Source organism: Streptacidiphilus cavernicola, assembly GCF_042510955.1.
Taxonomy (GTDB): domain Bacteria; phylum Actinomycetota; class Actinomycetes; order Streptomycetales; family Streptomycetaceae; genus Streptacidiphilus; species Streptacidiphilus cavernicola.
The window spans coordinates 430,979-449,680 of sequence record NZ_JBHFAB010000001.1; the positions used below are offsets into that span (position 1 = coordinate 430,979).

Below are 18,702 nucleotides of genomic sequence, written 5' to 3' on the forward strand. Positions count from 1 at the left end.
CGCTTCCCCCTTATGCCTCTATTCTAATTCATTAGGCAGGGGGGTCAAGATCAACCGGCGACTATTTGCCCAGTTCAGCGGCCATTTCCCGGCCTCCCTTTCGCGGAGCGCAGCGCCGCCCGCGTGGCTGCCACCGCCGCTTCGTACTCCTCTTCGTGGCTGTCCCGCCGGGCCTGCCGCTCCGCCGTCTCGCGCTGCCGCTGCCTGACCTGCTCCGCCTCCAGCAGCCGGGCCCGCTCCGCCTGGTCCGCCTGCGCGCGGGCGCGCCGGGCGCGGGCGCTGGTGCCGCAGCCACGGCAGTTGGCGGCGGGCCTGCCCCGGTGCTTGCCGCAGCCGTCCGCGATTCCTTCGACCGCCGGGCCTGGCTCCCCTGCCGCGTCAGCGGTGGGGGTAGGGGGGCTTGAGGAAGGAGGGGAGGCAAGGAACCCAGGAAAGGAAGGGGTTTCCATCTCGGAACCCTGGGGGTTTCCCTCTGGAAACCCTGCGGGTTCCCGTCTGGGAACCCTCGGCTCCTCCTCCAGGGTTCCCGTCTGGGAACCCTGGTCGACCTGCGGTTCCTCCGGTTCGGGCGGCACCGGGACGGCAGGGGTGCGCCCGGCGACGTCCGAGGCGGTGCGCGCGGGGGCCGCGGGTCGGCGGCGCGGCTGCTCCGGGACGCGGGCCAGGGCCTGGTTCTTCGGGCGGGCCAGTCGCTCCGTCAACCGCTCGTCCAGCGCCTCGCGGTCGGGGATGGGCGGGATGCCGAGAGGGAACACCCGGTAGACCGCGGCGTGCCCGTCGCGCGCCTCGGAGACGCGCTCCACCAGGCCCTTGCCGACCAGCTCGGTGATCAGCGTGGAGACCCGCTTGGGACCGACCCCGGCCCAGGCGACGAGGCGGCGTTGCGTGGGCACGGCAAGGCGGGTGTCGTCGTCAGCCGAGTCCGCGATCTTTTGCAGCACGAGCTTCTGACGGGCGTTGACCAGCTCCTCCGGCAGGTACGACGCGACGATGAGCAGGTGGATCGACACAGCCCCAAGGGCCTTTCAACGCGCAGGAACAGGGCGGGCGGAAGGCTGCGGGCCGCCGGGCGGGCAAGATCCCCCCGGCGGCCCGCCGCGGCCGTCAGGCGACCTTGGAGGGCTTCGCCGCTGGCACCGGGGAGACGTTGATGGAGCGGGCCGTCAGCTTGCCGTTCTCGCGCTGGGGCACGGCGATGCCGGCGTCCTTGAGGTTCTTCTCCATCCGCGCGGCGTCCGGGATCATCGGCACCGGGATGCGGGCCTCCTCGTGCAGGTCGACCATCGCCTGCACGTCGGTGGACTTCGCCGCGTTGCCGCCTGTCCACTTCAACCGGTTCGGTCCGTAGTCCCCCGCCGGGGAGTTGTCGAGCTTCTTGCGGGCGAGGTCCTTCACCTTCTTCCCGGCCTTCTCCTGCTCCGCCCCGGCCACGTAGTCCGCGAGAGCCTGCTCCCGGTCCTTGTCGTCGTGGACCAGGTTGGTCTGCACCGGGATGCCGGGGCGCGCGGGCATGCCCCAGCAGGCCGTACGCACGGGGCAGTAGTCGCACACGGCGTCCAGGCCGGGCCCGTCGAAGTCACGGCGGGCGGCGTGCGGCCCAGGCAGCGCGTGGACCTGCTCCACCCACCACCGGGCGGTCGCCGCCTCGAACTCGTCGAACGCGAACTCCTGCGTGAACTCGCTGCCGTTGTCCCGGTTGATGAACCGGAGCCGGATGCGCTGCACGTTCAGCGGACCCAGGCGCGCGATCTGCCGCTGCCCGGGACGGTCCTCGAATCCGCGCTCGCGCAGCATCCCCGCGTACAGGTACGTCTGCCTGATCTCGGCGGCGGTGGCGCCGTAGCGCAGCACCTGGTCCCACTTGTAGGTGCTTTTGGTCTTGACGTCCTCGACGGTGACGCCGTCCTGCGAGGGCACGACGGGCCGCAGCCGCTTCGGCAGCCGGGCCGCGGTCTCGGCGTCGAGCTGCACGGCGTCGACGTGGCCGCGCACCAGCTCGGAAGCGGTGGCCTTCTCGACCAGCCAGCCGTACTCGGTGCGGGCGGCGGTCAGCAGGCCCTCGTGGATGTAGGTGCCGAGGATGGCCATCTTCTTGTCGGTGGGGTCGGTGGGCTCGGTTCCGGCGATCCTGTGCGCGGCGCGCATCTCGCACACGGTCTCCGACGCGCCCAACTGGGTCTGCTTCGAGCGGGGCCGGCGGTCGTCCACCGCGGTTGCGGCGGTCCAGATCGACGGCGGTTCGGCGATGGTGGTCATGCTGCTGCTCCTGGGAGACAGGGTGCGGCCGGGCATCGGCCCGGCCGCACCTGCGGAAGGTGGGTCAGGCGGCGGCGCGGCGGGAGCGGCGCGCGGGCTTCGGCTCGTCGTCCGGCTCGTCGGGCAGTTCGTCGCGGGCCTGGACGGCGGCGCGCAGCCGGTCGGCGTCGGTGGGGGTGCGCTGGCCCATTTCGGTCGGCGGGTTTTGGAGCTCGTCCACCATCTGTTCGATGGTGTTGCGGATCGTGACGACTTCGGCGCGGGTGAGCCGGTGTTCCGGGTCCAGGCAGCTCCACCACAGCTGGCGCAGCTCGTCCACGTCGGCCAGGTGCTCGACGTCGTGTTCCTCCAGCCACTGGGCCACCCGGTCGCCGACCAGCGCGGTGATCTGGCGGGGCTGGGAGTCGGTGGAGCAGCCGAGGCGGTTGAACACGAGGTCTTCGATGGTGAAGTCCGGGACGGTCAGGGCCCGGCCGCGCTCGATGCGCAGCTTGAGGGACCGCGCCTTGATGATCTGCGGGTCGCTGTCGCGGAACATCCTCACCCAGACGCTGGAGTCGAACGCCAAGTCCTTCTGGCCCTGGACCCGCCAGTCCTTGACGGTCTTGCCGCGCTCCACGACCGGACGCCCGTCCTCGTCGACGGCGGTCACCTGCTTGCCGCGCGCGGTGACGATGGCGATGCCGGGCAGCGTCTGGAGGAGGTGGATCACCTCCATCCACCTCGTCGTGGCGTCGTTCCACAGGTTCATGCCGATGTCGAACGTGTCGTCGGGGTCGGCCTGGAGCTTGGCGGCGTTGCGCCCGCTGCGGCGGGCCCGCTCGGTGGTCCAGGTCTTGAGCATCTGCCACAAGGCGGAGGCGGAGTCCACGACCACGACGACGGGCGGCTCTCCGGCCAGTGCGGCGCGGCGGGCCTCGGCGTGGACGGCGCGCAGCTGCTCCACGATGTCCCGGTATGAGCCGTCGTGGTCGATGATCATGTACCGCGCGCCGGGGATGGCGGCGTACTCGTCGGCCGACCCTTCGCTGAGGTCGATCCAGTAGGTCTGGCCGATGCGCTCCGAGGCGCTGAACTGCGCTGCCGAGTAGGTCTTCCCGGCGGACTCCTCCCCCTCGATCAGGATGAGGGGCCAGGGGACGATGCCGGTGGGTTGGCGCAGTTTCAGGGCTGGGGGTGCTGCGGGCATGTCTCTCTCCAAGAGGCAGGGGGGTCAGGCCGTGCGCAGGGCGCGGACCTCGAACAGGTGGGTCCACTCCGGGTGCTCCTCGATGAGCAGCCGGGCGTAGCGGGACCGGTAGGAGTTGTTCAGGCGGAAGGCGTCGCCCCTGGTCACGGCCCCGTATCGGTAGCGCAGGAGCTCGAAGAGCATCCCGATGCCGATGTGGCCGAAGCCGCGCTCAACGCAGTCGGCGGTTAGGCGCTCCAGCTGGCGGAACACCCAAGGGTTGAGGGCGTGGAACGCCTCGAACCGCTGCTGGATGCTCTCGCCTTCGACGGCCGGCGGCTGGCGCAGCAGCGCGATGTCGTCGAGGCCGGGGATTCGGTCCTGGGCCAGGGTGACGGCCATCAGATCCTCCATTCGCTCCAGAGTGTGAAACCTTATGTTGGGGGCAGGGGCATGTGCTGCCGTGCAGGCATGCATACCACCCTGCACGTATTTTCGTGAAACCTTATCTGAGGCTTCGGCGGGTCCTCCGGCGGGCCGTCTCGCCGTCCGCCGGGCCGACGGCGCGCAGTCGGCGACCCGCGGCGGGGCAGTCGGCGGGATGGTGCTCGCGACTGCCACAGGTGCAGGCGTCGCGCTTGTTCGCGCTGTCCAGCGCCTCCATGGAGGCCAGGAGTACGGCCGCCCGGCGAGCCTGGCCGCCCGCCTGGGCGACGTGCGCGCCCAGGGCCTCGGTGACGACGGCCAGGTCCCAGCCGGTCAGGGCGACGACGGGCCGCCCGTTGTGCATGGTGATCTTCATGCTCCCCCATCTCGGATTAGCTATACCTGTATTCTAATCCATTCGGAGTGTGGGTCAAGCCCCGCCCTTCGCGGCGACCGCGCCTTTCCCGCGCAGCAGGATCTGCGACCCGGGCCCGTCGTACCGGCCTTCGCGCAGCGCCGCCTCCACCTCGCGGTCGATCTCCCACTTCCGAGACCGGGCACGCCCCGCCTCCGAGCGGGCGCGCAGGATCGGCAGCAGGTCCACCGCGGTGTCCAGCAGCCACAGCGGCGAACCCGAGACGTGCCAGTCCGGGCGGCCGAACCGCCCCTCCGAGATGAACCCCGTGACGCTGGGGGCCGGCAGCCCGAACAGCGCGGTGAGTTCCTTCGACCCGATGATCGGCGGCAGCTCCTCCTTGGCGAAGACCCACCTGCCCGGGGACTGCTCCTCAACGATCCGGTCCAGCGCGGCCTGGTCCAGCACCGGGCTCTTGCGTTGCAGCTGCGGACCGGTGTCGCGCACCCAGCCCAGGGGCCAGTACCGCGAGCCGGAGACCACCCGGGCCGCATCAGGGTCGACCAGCCCCTGAGTGATCCAACGCGACGCCGCTGCGGCGCTGTTGCTCCACACGGCACCCATCTCTTGCAGGCCCGCCAGGTACGGCTTCGTTGTCATGCTGCATCCCATCGCCACGAAAGGTTGGATTAGTTTACAGGCAACGGGGTGGGCGAAGGCCCTGCTAGGGTGGAGGTCTCCAAGAGGCCGGGCCCCTGCTAACGCAGGGGCCCGTCCCTTTTCACCGGCACAGTCGGTACCTGCTACCCGAAGAACGGGTGCGGCGTCTGGGCAGGCTGGGCGGCCGGGGTTGCAAGCGATTCCGGCGGTACAAGGACAAGCAGTTGCCGCACCGCTTCCTCCAGGATGACGATGTGGCGCCGTTGCTTCTCGACCAGCTTCTGCAACTGCGCCAACCCGTCCTGCAATTGCTCGACCTCGCCGCGGGCCCCGTCGACGTCGGGGTAGTCGGGGACCGCGTCACCGTCGGCCGTCAGAGCAGCGGCCTGATTATCCAGATATGCGCGGATACCTGCTAGGGACGCCATGGCCGACGGCATCTCCGTCGAGCCGTCCGCCGCCTCGGGCATGTTCGTCATCAAGCCTCTCTCAAGCGCATCTCCAACCGGCCACCTCGGCGCGCAACGACTGGTAGTCGGTACGCGCACGCCAGCATGGCATGTCCCTGGACAGGTTTCCCGCAGACAAGGAATCCCGCGGACGACGAAGCGGGCCCCGCCGCAGTCACCCGCGACCGGACCCGCCACCAACAGGGCGCTCAGGTCCTGGGCGACCCCTTCTCGGTGCGCAGCTGCAACGCGGCACCGCTGCCGGTCAGCAGCACCGACACCGCCGACTTGATCACCGACAGCGCGGCGGGCACAGCGGCCACCGCAGCGGCCTTCAGCGCGGAGACGTCCAGCACGCCGGACGCCAACAGCAGCCCGAGGAACGTCTCCAGGTAGGTAGCGGCAGCGCGCTCCACAACATCCACAAATGCAGTCTTCGACAAGGGTGTTGTCCTCTCTATCTAGGGGTGGGGGTCAGTGCACGAGGAAGCCGTGCTTGGCGGCGAGCTTGCCGAGCGAGTCGCGGCCGGGGATGCCGTCCGCGTCGGTGCCCTGGTAGCCGCACCTGCGCTGCCACGCGCCGTACGCACCAACGGTCTTGGTCCCGAACGAGCCGTCAGACCACTCGGAGCGCAGCAGGCCCTCAGCGACGAGCGCCTTCTCCACCACCTGCACGTCGGCGCGGTGCAGCGCGGCGCCCTGGGCGGCCTTCGGGTCGTGCCGGGCTGCGGCGATCACGTTGGCCAGGCTCACCGCGGGCTTGGCCGGGGCCGGCGCGGGCTTCGGCGCGAACGAGGCGACCCACGAGCGCAGCGCGTCCGCGTCCGCCAGGCGGCAGTAGTCGTGGTCCACGTCGCTCGCGCTGTACTGGTGGAACATCCACTCGTGCTCGATGCCGGGCGCGCCCGCCGCCCGGCCAGCGGTGGCGATCCACAGGAAGTCGCCGCAGTTGCTGGTCCTGTCAACGTTGGTCCAGTAGTCGACGTTCGCGTACAGGCCAACCGGGGCGTGCGGCAGCTTCTCCTTGACGTGCTTGAGCCACGCGTCGCGGTACGCGATCTGGGTGGCCTTGGGCACGCCGGAGTTGGACTTGTCGTAGCCCTCCCAGTCCAGGACGACGAACTCCCCGGCCTTCGGCTGAGCGATCTTCAGGAAGCGGTCCGCCTCGGCTGCCGGGGAGTCGGCCATGTGCGGGTAGTGGTAGAGGCCGACGACCAGGCCCGCCGCGTGGGCGTGGGCGCGCTGCTGAGCGAAGCGCGGGTTGGTGTAGTCGGGGCCTTCGGTGACCTTGACGATGGCGAACGCGAGGCCGGTGGTCTCCGGCGTGGCGCTCTGGTAACTGGCCCAGTCCTGGCCGTAGATGCCCATGGTGGTGATGTCCCTTCGACGGTGGAAGGGCCGGGCGCGCTCCGCGCCCAGCCCCGGCGGGGTCAGACGTGGAGCTGGATCGCGTCGATGTAGCGGCGCAGCAGCTGGTAGGTGGCGAGCGACATGCGGCCCTCGCCGTGGTCGCCCCAGCTGGCCGACCAGCTGTTGCGGAAGCGGATGACCGAGGCGTCCGGGTCGACCTGGCCGCGCCAGTCGGTGGTGACCTTCTCCAGCGCGGTCACGCAGATCTCGTGGCCTCCCGCGAGCTGCGAGGACTCCCAGTCGCCGGAGTCGATGAAGCCCGCGTTGTCCGGCTCGAACCACGCCTGGAACCACGGCACACCGAGCAGCACCGGCCCGGCCTGGAGCAGCGAGGCGAGGCCGGTGGCGGTGGTGGCGTGGGTGTAGGAGCGGATCAGCTTCCGCTGCTTGAGCGCCTTGGCGATGCCCAGGCCGGAGGAACCGGCGTCGTCGGGCGGGAAGGTGCCCTGCGCGTCGTCCAGGCCGGTCGCCTGCGCGTACAGGCCGATCGCCCACACCTCGGCGGCCGTCGCGCTGGTGTAGTCCAGTCCTGCGGCCTTGGCCTGCTCGCCGCTGAGCAGCGCCGACACGGCGGCGGTGCCGGCGTTGCCCGTGCAGGAGCCGAGGGCGTCGGCGTCTTCGGCCCCGGCGACGACCTGGGACACGCGGATGCCCTGCGCGTGCAGGTCCTCCTGGTCCAGGACGGGGATGCGGGGCTGGTGCTCGGCGGGCTTGAGGGCGTTGCCGTCGTGCTGGTGGACGAAGTCCAGGGATCGGGCGTCCAGGACCTGGTTTCGGCCGAGGCGCGGGTGGTGGTCGTATCGGTGGACGAGGGTGCCGTGCTTGATCATCCGAGCTGCTGCGCGTTCTCCCCCGCGCCTGCCGAATGCGGTGCTGCGATGTGACTGCTGCTGGTGTTCAGCCGCCTTGCAGGTGGAGCCACCACTGCACGAGGACGAGTAGGAGCGGGGCGACCAGGGCGCTCACCGCCAGGCGGCGGGAGGCCGCCTGGGCGGCCTGGTCCAGCTCCCGCTGCCGGACGACTTCGACCAGGCCTCGGCGGAGCTGGTCCAACTCGGCTGTCAGCAACCGCTGGTCAGCCGCGTAGACGTCCTTGGTGACCGCATTCTCGATCCGAGCGGCCAGGCCCGCGAGGTCGCTGCGCAGGTCTTCGTGGAGCTGGGCGATGCTGCGCGTCTGGTCCTCACGCAACTGGTGCAGCGCACGGTGGAGCTCCCACAGGGTGGGGTCGCCGGGCGGCGGTGAAGTCACGGGGCTCTCCAGACGGCACCCCCGCGCTCGTTGAAGATCATACTGCGCACGCGGCGCAGTTCAGCGGGCACCGGGAACGACTCGCACCGCGGCCGCCCCGATGCCCGCTGAGGGTCACAGGGAGTACATGACTCCGTTGAGCGAGACCCAGGGCGGGTTGTTGGTGGTGCCGGCGGACACCAGCGTCGCCGTCCCGTCCGTGCCGAAGTCGACCTTCATGGACGTGACGACGCTGCTTGAGACGGAACAGGCGCACGTCATGCTCCGGCGGGCGGACGGCCGGGCCAGGCTCGGCACGGCCGCGCTCAGCAGGGTGCCGCTGTTGATCGGCACCCCGCTGGAGTACGTCGCGGCGAACCCGCCCCGCCACTGGACGAATCGCGTGCCGAGGAAGTCGATGACCCGGTACTGGACGTTGCCGTTCGAGTTCCCGTTGTGGGCGTACCCCGACGCCATGGTGACGGTGGTCCAGTCCTGGACCAGGCCGACGCTGACCGCCCCGAAGTAGATGGTGCTCTCGCCGTCGGCGCGCAGGTACAGGCTGTTGCTGTCACCGGCCAGGATGCCGTTGAGCTTGGAGACCATCAATGTTTGGTCGGCGACGTCGACCAACAGGCCCGCGTTGTCTCCGCCTGCGTTCCCGGCGATCAGCTGGAGCGTGCCGGAGCCATGGCCCATGTCGGCGGTACTGAGCTGGAGTGTCGGCTGAACACCGAACTCGCTGCCGCTGTTGAACAGCATGATCTCGCCAGGGCTGACCTCACCAGCCAACCCGGTGTACCAGACGACGCCAGCCGGATAGATCATCTTCTGGTCGCCGTTGAGGTAGCCGAGTGCCCCCTGCGGCACGATCTCGATCCGCTGCCCGGAGGCTCCGGTGCGCAGCGTCGCACCGGTGATGACCTTGCCGTCGATGGCGGTTGCCGACAGGTGGGTGGTCTGGATCGCGCCGCTCTGGATCTGGGTGGCACCGACCACGGGGCGCACGACGAGGTTGTCCCACCAGAGGGTGGCTGCCGTGTAGCTGAACGCCTGGAGGGTGGCGTCGACCGTGACCGCGCCCGCCGGGGCCGTCGCGATGGTGCTGATCGTGCGCCAGGTGGCATCGAGTGTGGCCGGAGCCTGGAGCACGGAGTACGAGAGGGTGGCCCCGCTGCCGTCCTTCCAGCGCAGGTACAGCTTCTGGGCCGGGGCGCTGCCGGTCAGGACAGTGGCACGCCAGTCGGCAGCGATGTAGAGCTGATCCCCGGGGGTGACCGGGACGCCCTTGAGGACGGGCAGGTCGCTGGTGGTCGCGGTCGCCGCGGTGGCGGAGAACCGGACGCTGCGGGTGCCGCTGCTGAAGGTGGTCGTATCCAGCGACCAGGCGCTGCCGCCGGCCGTGACCTGGGCGGCGCCGGTCGCTGTCTCGAACCCGGGATCGGGCAGCAGGTTGGAGACGGCGGCGGAGATGAGGAGCTTGGTCGCGTCGATGGTCCCGGCGGCGATGCTGCTGGCGGTGACCGAGTTCGCGGCGAGCTTGTCGGAGGTGACCGCTAGCGCCGCGATCTCCCTTCCCGTGATCGCGGCTGCGGCGATCGTGCCAGCGGCAACGGAGTTGGCGGCGAGGTTGCTGGCCTGGATGGTGGCGGCGGCCAGCTGCGTTCCGGTGATGGAGCTGGCGGCGATACTGCCTGCGGTTACCGCCCCTGCGGCGATGGTCGACGCGGTCACGGCCCCGGCCGCGATCTTCCCGGCAGTCACCGCCCCCGCGGTGATGGCCGCAGCGGTGACGGCTCCGGCCGCGATGCTGGCGGCGGTGACAGACCCGGCGGCCAGGCTCGCGGCGGTGACCGCCCCGGCGGCCAGCGCCGCAGGGGTGACCGCGCCGGAGGCCAGCGCGCCAGGGGTGACGGCTCCGGACGCCAGCGCACCGGGGGTGACGGCGGCCGATGCAAGGGCTCCGGCGGTCACGGCTGCCTGCCCGATCGCGTCGGCCGTGACCGCGCCGTCAGCGAGGGCCTGCGCGTCGACTGCGCCCGCAGCGATCTTGGCGGCGGTGACCGCGCCGTCGGCCAGCGCCAGGTCCGACACGATGCCGTCCAGGACCTCCTGCGCGACGACCGGCGCGGGCCCGACCGGTCCGGACGGTCCGGACGGGTCGGAGGCGACTCCGGATGTGGTCCGGGCGAGCAGCCGCACCCACACCGGGGCGTCGGCCGGGACGACCAGCGTGCCGCCGAAGACGGTGGCGATGGTGCCGCACAGCGTGGAGGCGCCGGGGGTGAAGTCGGCTGTGGTGGTGCTGGCGTGGACCTCGGTGAACGTCCAGTCCAGAGGCGCGGTGGCCGCACCGGCGAAGCCGCCGTCCCACGCTGCGGCGACACCGCCGAGGACGGACGCCAACTGCGGGGGCATGGGTGCGGGAGGGATGGGGCCGTTGACGGCGGTCAGCCCGACCGTGCCGTCTTCCTGCACGCCGAGGGAGGCGCGGTGGGTGCCGCCGGTGTCGTACACCTGGATCGCGCCGCCCTCGATGGAGGACTGCCCGAGACGGCTGGTGCGGTTGAGCTGGGTGACCAGGCGCTCCAGGGCGGCGATCCGCCCCGCGAGCGCGGCCAGGTCGTTCTGGGACAACTCCGGTGCCTTGTTCTCCCCCGCGCCGGTGCTGAGGTGGTGCAGCTGGTCAGGCCGCGTAGGTGTAACGGTCGGCTCTCTCAAGGGCCACGGTCATCTGCTCGGGCTGGTCGCCCGCGGCGGGCGTCAGGGTCCACCCAGTGATCCGGCACCATCCATCCCAGTCCGTCCACTGGTCGTGGACGGTCACCCGCACGTCGTCGCCGACCTGGAAGGAGCCGAAGTGGGCGGCGGGGTGGTCGAGGATGGTGATCTCGGTGACCTCGCCCCTGATCTGGCGGGCGGTGCGCTCGGTCCGGGCGCGGGCCGCCAGTTGGTCTGTGCCCTTCACGCTCGGCAGGTCAAGAACTTCCTCAAGGCGCAGGCGACCGTCCCGGACGGCGTCGATAGCGCGCTGCCGGGCGCGGCCCTCGCCGGTGCCCAGGGCGATGACGACCTGCGCGTAGGTGTCGGCGTCGTAGGTGACGGTCGTCGCGCTGGCGATGTTGATGCCGGTGCTGAACGAGATGTCGGTGCGCCTGGTGCCCAGGCGCGGCCAGCCCAGGACGATGCGGGCGGCGGGCTGGCCGTTCACCCAGTCGACGCGCTCGGTCCACTGCGGGCCACCGGTGACCGCGGCCGCGTCGTTGACCACGGTGTCCAGCGCCGGGGCCTCCCACCACGAGGTGGTGTACGGCTCGGCGGGGGTGCCGATCGTGACCGTGGACGTCGTGGCGTCCACGGTCACGCCGAGGTCGCCGTCCGGCTGCGCCTGGCAATACGACCAGGTGTCCCGGATGAGCTTGCACGGGTCGGCGTTGACCCACGGGCCGCGCCCGTCGAGGTTGCCGTGCACGTCGTGGCGGCGCGGCAGGTACGAGGAGTACCCAGCCGCCTCGATCGGGAACGACCCGCCGACGGGCTTGGCGGTCCAGATCAGTCCGCCCCACATCAGCTTCCCGTCGCGCTCGGCCAGGATCGCCGTGGTGCCGGCGTCGGCCTGCGACGGCAGCAGGTGGGCGTACCGCGGCTCGACCGTGCCGGTCAGCGAACCGGACCCGGACAGCTCCGGGCCGTAGGAGACGCCGGACAGCGGCAGTTCGCCCAGGATCTCCCTGCTGAGGACGTCCTGCGTCAGGTACCGGTAGGAGGTCATCAGACGACGCCTTCGGTGAACTCCACGTCCGCGATCAGCGAAGTGGCGCTGTCCACGCCGAGGTTCCCGCTCTCCGACTTGGACATGTACGTCTGGAGGTAGAGGCTCTGCGTGGTGCCGCGCATGGCCGCGGGGATGCCCAGGCTGTCGGCGAGGACCACGGTGTTGCGGCGGATGCCGTTGCCCTGGTCGTCGTCGACGCTGGTGTCCTGGCCCTGGACGGTACCGAAGACGTTCTGCATGTGGGCGTAGACGTTGGAGCTGTCCAGGCGCAGCCCGGCGATAGTGGTGATGATCTTCACGGACACGGCCCACGGCGGAACGGCGATCGACCACCGTGCGGCGGCGGGCCAGTTGTGCCAGGCGTTGTCCTGGGCGGTGAGGTGGCTGAGTGGGTCGCCCGGGAACGAGGTGTAGAGCTGGCGGTCCCGGCGGGGGTTGGCGATGACCCGCAGGTCGGTGATCATCGCGTCGGTGACGGTGGCCGTGTTCGGCGGCAGCGTGATCCGCGCCAGCGCGACCGCGGTCATGCCCGCCGGCGGGGCGGTAGCCGTCGCGGAGACGTTGCTGACCACGGTGAAGAACCCGATGTCGTCCGCAGTGGGGTCCAGCGTGCCTTCGTACTCGGGGTCCTCAACGCGCAGCACCACCAGGTCGGTGCGGCCGGTGGCGCCGGTCGGGGCGATCGACAGCAGCGCCGTGCCGACGTTGTACTGCGTGTAGGAGCCCTGTCCCCAGGCAGCTCCGCGCACCACGGCGGAGCCGTCGCTGATCTGCACGCCCGATGTCGGCGTGACCTGCTGGGTGACCTTGAGGTCGTTGTACTCGGTGACTCCCTGGGAGCCTCGGGACAGGTCCCGGATCATCATGCGCATGGTGCGGGCGGGGTGGATGCCGCCGTTGACCATCATGGGGGGCTGGATCAGCGTCATGGAGTCCTCACAGACCGGTGTAGGCGTCGCGCCAGGCCATGGCCAGGCGGGCGGTGTTGGTGTAGTCGGTGGCCGTCCACCGGATCTCGGAGCGGCCGGGAGGGAGCTGGAACAGGTCGAGGCGGCTACCGGAGGTCAGCGCGGTGAAGGCGTTGCCGGAGCCGTTGCGCAGGACCCAGCGGGTTCCGGGCCGGGTGTCGATGTCGATGCGCTCCCCGGCGGCGAGGCTCAGGTTCAGCTGGAGGTAGCGCCCGGTCTCGACGATCCAGACCTTCGGGTTGGAGCAGGGGCCGGTGATCGTCAGCTGTGGCCACGTCGCCTCGTTGCCGCTGTTGGCGACCCAGCCGGGCCGCTCGGCGGGGCTGGACACGCCGGTGGTGATCGGTGCCACCACGGGGGCCTTGAAGCCCGAGGGCTCGTCGGTGATGTCCAGCGGAAGCGTCAAGCCCTGCTGCACGTCGTCCAGCCAGGTCGGGTCGGTGGCCAGGAACGTCACGGTGATCGGAATCCACCCGTGGACGACGTCCGACATGGTGGCCGTGTCCACGCCGCGCACCCGCCCGTACAGGCGGCGCGTCGGGCGGCCGGGCATCTTCGCGCGCAGCACGGCCAGCGCCCCGGGGACCAGGCGCACGTCCTGGTCCAGGGCGACCTGTTGCAGCTGCGCGAGCAGGTCCAGGGCTGCTGCCGGGTCGCTGGGGGTGCGGATGCCCGCCTCGATCTCGACCTGCCGAGCCGACAGCAGGTCCAGCCCGGCGAAGGAGCCGTCACCGACCGGGTTGTCCGTGTCGGCGGTGCGCAGCGCCGGCGTCCCGAAGCCCGAGACCTCCGACAGGGGCACCTGCGTGCCCGTGCCGATGACGACTCCGGCCACATCGACCTGGAAATCCAGCAGGGGGGTGTCCATCAGATCCGTCCTCCTCGCTGCGCCGCGCGAAGGCGCCGCATCACTTCCGCGCCGAACTCGGCGGCGGCCTGGGTGCCGCTGCTACCGGTGGTCACCGACACCGGCATCTGGCCGATCAGGGCTGCCGGTTGCTGCACCACCACGACCTGCGCCCCGGCCGGGCGGGCGTCGACGCGCCGCGAGACCTGGTAGCCGAACCGGTCGGCCACGTCCCGAAGGACCGCGGTGGCCGAGCTGCGCTGAGCGGTGCCCAGCGGCACGTACGCCTCACCGCCCGTCGCGGGCTCGGCGAACCGGACGACCCCGTTGGAGGTGGCGTAGATGCCGGGGGTGAGCAGGCCACCCTTCTCGTACGACAGGCCCTTGTCGGCGCGGGCGAGGTCGGCGAGGAACTTGGTGCCGCGCTTGCCGAGTGCCTGCTTGAGCAGCGCCCTGCCCTCGTCGGCCACGGTGATGATCTGGTCCTCGCCCAGTCCGGTCGCGTCCGCCACGGTGTGGATGCCGGTGGTGCTGGTCTTGATCGCGCCGATGATGCTGACCAGGTCGGCCATGTCCTGCTGGGAGAGCGTGGAACTGGCGGACGTGCTCGCCTTGTTGGCCTTGGCCGCCGCGCTGCGGGACTTCACGGCCTGCGCGGCGAGGGCCTGCGCGGTGGAGTCGCCCTGCCCGGCCAGGCGGGACGCGAGGTCGCCGTACCCCTCGGCCGCGAGCGTCGCCAGGTTCTTCTGGAACGCACTGGTCTGTCCGGCCGCCGCCGACAGCGACAGCGTGTAGTCCGTCAGCGAGCCCTTCGCGGTGGCGGACAGCTGCTCCAGCTCGGCCGCCATCTGCTTGACGTACTTGGTGCTACCCGTCGCCATCTTCCGCGTCAGGGAGATGCCGTCTTCGCCCATGTCGGCCAGGGCCTGCGCGACGTCGACGCCGGCGCGCTGCGCGACCACCGTCAGATCGTGCTGCCACTGGCGGGACAAGCTGACGGAGAACGCCAGCTTCTTCTGGAACAGCGCCAGGGAGAACCGGCCCTTGGAGTCCTTCGAGTCGTCCAGCAGCCCGGAGAAGCTGTAGAGGGAGGACGGGCTGTAGGACCAGCCGTCGAGGCCCCCGTCCGCGTACCAGCGGATTCCCTTGCCGCCCAGGCGGCGCACGGTCTCCTCCGCGATGGCCCGGGACCGGCCGCGCTTGGACGGGGCGAGCGGGATATAGCTCTCTCCGCCCGTTTCCTCCTCAGCCCATACCCGCCACGCCCCGGCCGGGGCGATCTGCGCGACGTGATGCTCACCGCCTGCACCGGGGCGCAGCCCGCCCTTGGCGTAGAAGGACAGGACGGAGCCGTTGGCCTGCTTGCTGGGGGCCTGCACGTCGTCCGGGATGCCGTTGCCGTCGCGGTCCCAGCTGGTGGGCTTGTTCCCGGCCAGCGCCGTGAAGACGGGGATGGTCACGGACTTGGGGGCGCTGACGGACACGGTGATGGTCTTGGAGCCGGGGATCTCCTGCACGGCCATGCCGATGTTGTTCAGCATCGACTGCACCTTGGACATGTCGCCGGACAGCAGCGCCGAGGTGAGGGCCTGCGCCGCGGCCTCGCCCTTCTCCTTGGAGACCTCGGCGATCAGGGTCAGCATCCCCGACCACTGGGAGTTGGCCTGCTTGCCCGCGGTCTTGAACGCGCCGACGACGGCCGTCAGGTCCGGGGCGCTGATCTTGATGTCGGAGCCCAGCGCGCCCAGCTGGGTCTGGACGCCCTCCATGTCGCCCTTGAGGAGCGCGTCCCGCAGGGTGTTGGCGGCGTCGATGCCGCCGACCTGCGCGACCTGCGACAGCAGCGCCATGCCCTTCTGGAGCGCACCCTTGGCCGAGGCGCTGCCCTTCTGCACAGCCTTGGTCATGTCGGTGACGGCCATGGTCTGCATGACCTTGGCGAACCCGGCGGAGTCGTTGGTCTCGGCGGCCTTGGCCCAGGCGTCGGCGACCTTCTTGCCGTAGGTCGCCGCGATGCCGGGCAGCTGCTCCAGGCCGAGGCGGAAGGTGTTCTGGCTGCGGGCGGTGGACTCGGTGATGATGCCTTCGAGCTGGTCCGCGACCTTGGTGTTGCCCTTGCCGAGCTGGGTGGCGAGCTGCTGGAGAATGCCGGCGGACGACACGCCGAGCGAGGCGAAGTGGTCGGCCAGGTCGGTGTATCCGGCCTCGCCGAGGGCGACCAGGTTGTCCTGGAACGACCGCTGGGCCTTCAGCTGCGACTCCAGCTCGTTGACGTAGTCCGTCAGCGACGCCTTCGCGTTCTTGTTGCTCTTGGCGACCTTGTTCTGCGCGTCCTCCCACGCCTGCGCCGGGTTGACGATCCCGCCGAGCGCCTTGGCCATGGCGGTCATCTCGTCGGTGTACTCAGGCAGGCCGTCCTTGCCGACGGGCAGCAGCTGGGACAGGTCGAACGCGGTACCGGGCTTGACCCGGGACTGCGCGATCTTGGAGTTGACGATCTGCATCTCCGTCGCCAGCGTGTCTTCCTGCTGCACGGCGTCGGACCAGATCTTGTGCTCCTTGTCGAGCACGTTCTTCGCGTCGTCCCACCGGGTGTCGTAGGTGGCGACGTTGCCGGTGGTCTTGAAGCTCGCCTCGCGTCCGGCGGCGATCTTGGCGTACAGGACGTCGAGCTTCGCCCCGCCGGAGGTGATCGCGTCGATCGCCGCGTCGGTGGCGATGCCCATCTGGTTGAGCTTCTTCATGTCGTCGCTGTTGGTCAGCTGCGTCGTCAGCTCGCGGATGCCGGCCCCGGCGTCGTTCTCGTTGCGCTCCTGCTGGAGGGCCTGCACCAGGTCCTGCGTGGCCTCCTTCGCGCGCTCCTTCGCGGCGGAGTACGCCGAGTACGCGGCGACGCCCAGCATCAGGACGGCCGACAGGCCGGTCACCGCCAGGCCCGCGCCGGACAGCACGGTCGGCAGCACGGCTCCGCCCGCCCGGGTCGCGGCCAGCGCGGTGCGGAAGTCCTGGAGCTGGAGGGTGACCTTGCCGTAGCCGGCGCGCAGCAGCGCCCCGGCGGCGACCAGCGCGAGGACCACCCCGATCAGGGACTTCATGGGGCTGGGCAGGTCGTTGACGCTGCCGCCGACCACCCGCAGGGTCGAGCCGACGGATTCCAGCACCGGCAGCAGCGCGGTGCCCATGCTGATCCCCAGGGCCTTGGCCTGGTTCTCGGCCAGGGTCCACTGCCCGGAGGTGGTCTGCATCTGGGTGTCGTAGGCGCGCTGTGTCGCCCCGGCCCGGTCGACCTGCTGGGCGATGCCCTGGTAGGTGTCGGCGTAGTTGGCCCCGTCGGCGGCGGCCAGCGCCAGGGCGGCCCGCGAGGCGCGGATGTCCTTGAAGAGGGACACGGTGGCGTCGGCGTTGCCGCCGGTGACCTTCTCCAGCTTGTTCATGACCACGTAGAGGCCGTCCTGCTGGACGGCCGCGGCGCCGGATTCGTACCCGAGGGAGTGCAGGGCGTTCCGCAGGGCGGTGGTCGGGGCCATCATCCGGGTCAGGAGCATGTTCAGGGCGGTGCTGGACTCGGCTGCCGGGATTCCGGCCAGGGTGATCGCGGCCAGCGCCGACGACAGGTCGCCGAAGCTCACCCCCGCGGCGGCGGCCATCGGCACGACATCGCCGAGCTGCTGCGCCAGTTGCTCGAAGCTGATGACGCCGAGGTTGACCGTCTGGAACATCGTGTCCATGACGTCGTCGGCGTCAGCGACCCCGAGGCCGTAGGACTTCATGACGCCCAGCAGCGCGGTGGCCGCGACGTCCGTGGTGGTCAGACCTGCTGACGCACCCTTGGCCGCGACCTGGAGGATCTGCATGGCGTCCGCGCCGTCGTACCCGGTCGAGACGATCTGGTAGAGGCCCTGCGCCAACTGGGTTGAAGACTGCGGCAGTTCGGTGGAGAGCTTGACGATCTGGTCGGTGAACTGGGCGACGTTGTCCGGGGTGATCTGCTTGGAGATCGTCAGGACGTTCGCCATCTCCTTCTGGAGGTGGACCGCCTCCAGGACCCCGGCACCGAGCACGGCGGAGATGACCGCGCCGGTCTTGAGGTAGCCGGTGATGGTGGCCTGCGTCGAGGCGCGGGCCTCGGCGGTCGCGGCGGCCTGGGCCTGGCGGACGGCGGCCGCGTTCCGTGCAGCCTGCTGCGAGGCGGCGGCCTCCGCCTGGGCCTGGGCGGTGGTGGCCTGCCGGGCGGCGGTCTCGCTGACCTGCTGCGCGGCGGCGGCACGCTGGGCGAGGTTCGCGGCGCGGGTGGCGGTGGCCTGCGCGGCGGCGGCCCGCTGCTCCTGCGCGGCCTGAGCGGTTGCGGCCCGGGTCGCGGCCTGCGCGGCGGCGGTGGCGGTGGCCTGCGCGGCGGCAGCGCCAGCGCCAGTGGTTGCGGCGGCGCGGGCGGCCATGGTCTGGGCAACGGCCTGGGCGCGCAGGGCCTGTTCGCCAGCGGTGACCGCCGTCGCCCGCTCGGTCTCGGCGCGGGCGGCGGTCGTCGCGGCCAGCGTCTCGGCCCGGCCGCTGGTCTGCGCGGCGGTGCCGGCGGCGGCCCACGCCAGGCGGCTGCGCTCCACCGCGGCGGTGACCGCGGTCTGCGAGCGCAGCGTGTCGGCGAGGGCGGCGTCCTGGATGCGGGCGAGGCGGGTGGCCGCGTCGCCCGTCTCGATCAGGGATCGGTTCACCGCCTGCAGCTGGCCGTCGAATGCTCGCAGCTGGGCACCGCCGGAGCGTAGGCCGGTGGTCAGGCCGCCGGTGGTGGCGGTCAGGTTGACGTACAGGGAGTAGGCGTCAGCCACGGGGAGACTGGTCCCTTCCGGGCCTGAGCCCGATCTTCACCCCGCGCCCGTCAGGCCCGTCCGGAACCTGGTCCCTCTCCATCTCGATGAGCTCGCACCCTGGGCAGCGGTGCGTCTCGGTGACGTACGCGAACCGGTCGCCGCCGAGCGCCGGTTCCCACTCGTCCGCCCGGGTGCCGCAGCCCGAGCAGGTGGTGCGCGAGTACGCGCGGTAGGCCAGCGCCTTCGCCCGGTCCAGCGCGGTCCACCGGCCGGCGGCCCCCGCTCCCATGAACTGGGAGTGGGGGATGCCGTACGCCTCACAGGCGTCCATTTCCGCGCGGAACCCGGCGTCA

The 18,702-nt window shown here is 71.0% G+C and carries 17 protein-coding genes; all 17 read right to left on the reverse strand.

Translation table 11 applies throughout. The features are described 5' to 3' along the window. Positions 1-74: 74 nt before the first annotated feature. Positions 75-1,010: a helix-turn-helix domain-containing protein gene (locus tag ACEZDE_RS01945; RefSeq protein ID WP_380531042.1), complete on the reverse strand. Its 936-nt coding sequence runs from the start codon at positions 1,008-1,010 to the stop codon at positions 75-77. Between the two features lie 94 nt (positions 1,011-1,104). Further along, positions 1,105-2,256, reverse strand: coding sequence for a PD-(D/E)XK nuclease family protein (locus ACEZDE_RS01950; RefSeq protein ID WP_380531044.1), 1,152 nt, complete (start codon positions 2,254-2,256; stop codon positions 1,105-1,107). Positions 2,257-2,320: 64 nt separating this feature from the next. After that, positions 2,321-3,445, reverse strand: a complete 1,125-nt coding sequence (locus tag ACEZDE_RS01955) for an AAA family ATPase (RefSeq protein ID WP_380531047.1) — start codon at positions 3,443-3,445, stop codon at positions 2,321-2,323. A 24-nt stretch (positions 3,446-3,469) separates the two neighbouring features. Beyond that, positions 3,470-3,838, reverse strand: coding sequence for a hypothetical protein (locus tag ACEZDE_RS01960; protein ID WP_380531050.1), 369 nt, complete (start codon positions 3,836-3,838; stop codon positions 3,470-3,472). A 91-nt stretch (positions 3,839-3,929) separates the two neighbouring features. Further along, positions 3,930-4,226: a hypothetical protein gene (locus tag ACEZDE_RS01965; RefSeq protein ID WP_380531053.1), complete on the reverse strand. Its 297-nt coding sequence runs from the start codon at positions 4,224-4,226 to the stop codon at positions 3,930-3,932. Between the two features lie 54 nt (positions 4,227-4,280). Next, positions 4,281-4,865 carry a hypothetical protein gene (locus ACEZDE_RS01970; RefSeq protein WP_380531056.1) on the reverse strand — a complete coding sequence of 195 codons (585 nt, stop codon included), beginning with the start codon at positions 4,863-4,865 and terminating at the stop codon, positions 4,281-4,283. Positions 4,866-5,008: 143 nt separating this feature from the next. Beyond that, positions 5,009-5,344, reverse strand: coding sequence for a hypothetical protein (locus tag ACEZDE_RS01975; RefSeq protein WP_380531059.1), 336 nt, complete (start codon positions 5,342-5,344; stop codon positions 5,009-5,011). 179 nt (positions 5,345-5,523) lie between these two features. After that, positions 5,524-5,739, reverse strand: coding sequence for a hypothetical protein (locus ACEZDE_RS01980; protein ID WP_380531062.1), 216 nt, complete (start codon positions 5,737-5,739; stop codon positions 5,524-5,526). A gap of 49 nt (positions 5,740-5,788) precedes the next feature. Continuing rightward, positions 5,789-6,682 (reverse strand): GH25 family lysozyme, encoded by an 894-nt coding sequence (locus ACEZDE_RS01985; protein ID WP_380531065.1) that lies wholly within the window; start codon positions 6,680-6,682, stop codon positions 5,789-5,791. Positions 6,683-6,744: 62 nt separating this feature from the next. After that, entirely contained in the window at positions 6,745-7,554 is an 810-nt protein-coding gene (locus ACEZDE_RS01990; RefSeq protein WP_380531068.1) for a hypothetical protein, read from the reverse strand. Positions 7,555-7,621: 67 nt separating this feature from the next. Then, positions 7,622-7,975 (reverse strand): hypothetical protein, encoded by a 354-nt coding sequence (locus ACEZDE_RS01995; protein WP_380531070.1) that lies wholly within the window; start codon positions 7,973-7,975, stop codon positions 7,622-7,624. A gap of 114 nt (positions 7,976-8,089) precedes the next feature. Next, the gene (locus ACEZDE_RS02000) at positions 8,090-10,591 is read right to left on the reverse strand and encodes a hypothetical protein (protein ID WP_380531073.1); all 2,502 of its coding nucleotides are present in this window, start codon (positions 10,589-10,591) and stop codon (positions 8,090-8,092) included. A gap of 49 nt (positions 10,592-10,640) precedes the next feature. After that, positions 10,641-11,726: a Gp37-like protein gene (locus ACEZDE_RS02005; RefSeq protein ID WP_380531076.1), complete on the reverse strand. Its 1,086-nt coding sequence runs from the start codon at positions 11,724-11,726 to the stop codon at positions 10,641-10,643. Then, positions 11,726-12,658, reverse strand: coding sequence for a hypothetical protein (locus tag ACEZDE_RS02010; RefSeq protein ID WP_380531080.1), 933 nt, complete (start codon positions 12,656-12,658; stop codon positions 11,726-11,728). The genes ACEZDE_RS02005 and ACEZDE_RS02010 overlap by 1 nt, the downstream gene beginning before the upstream one ends. A gap of 7 nt (positions 12,659-12,665) precedes the next feature. Then, the gene (locus ACEZDE_RS02015) at positions 12,666-13,565 is read right to left on the reverse strand and encodes a phage distal tail protein (protein ID WP_380531083.1); all 900 of its coding nucleotides are present in this window, start codon (positions 13,563-13,565) and stop codon (positions 12,666-12,668) included. Then, the gene (locus tag ACEZDE_RS02020; RefSeq protein WP_380531086.1) at positions 13,565-18,367 is read right to left on the reverse strand and encodes a phage tail tape measure protein; all 4,803 of its coding nucleotides are present in this window, start codon (positions 18,365-18,367) and stop codon (positions 13,565-13,567) included. Before ACEZDE_RS02020 ends, ACEZDE_RS02015 begins: the two co-directional genes overlap by 1 nt. Beyond that, a complete protein-coding gene (locus tag ACEZDE_RS02025; RefSeq protein WP_380531089.1) occupies positions 18,360-18,680 on the reverse strand; it encodes a hypothetical protein in 321 nt (106 codons plus the stop codon). The genes ACEZDE_RS02020 and ACEZDE_RS02025 overlap by 8 nt, the downstream gene beginning before the upstream one ends. Between the last annotated feature and the right edge of the window lie 22 nt (positions 18,681-18,702).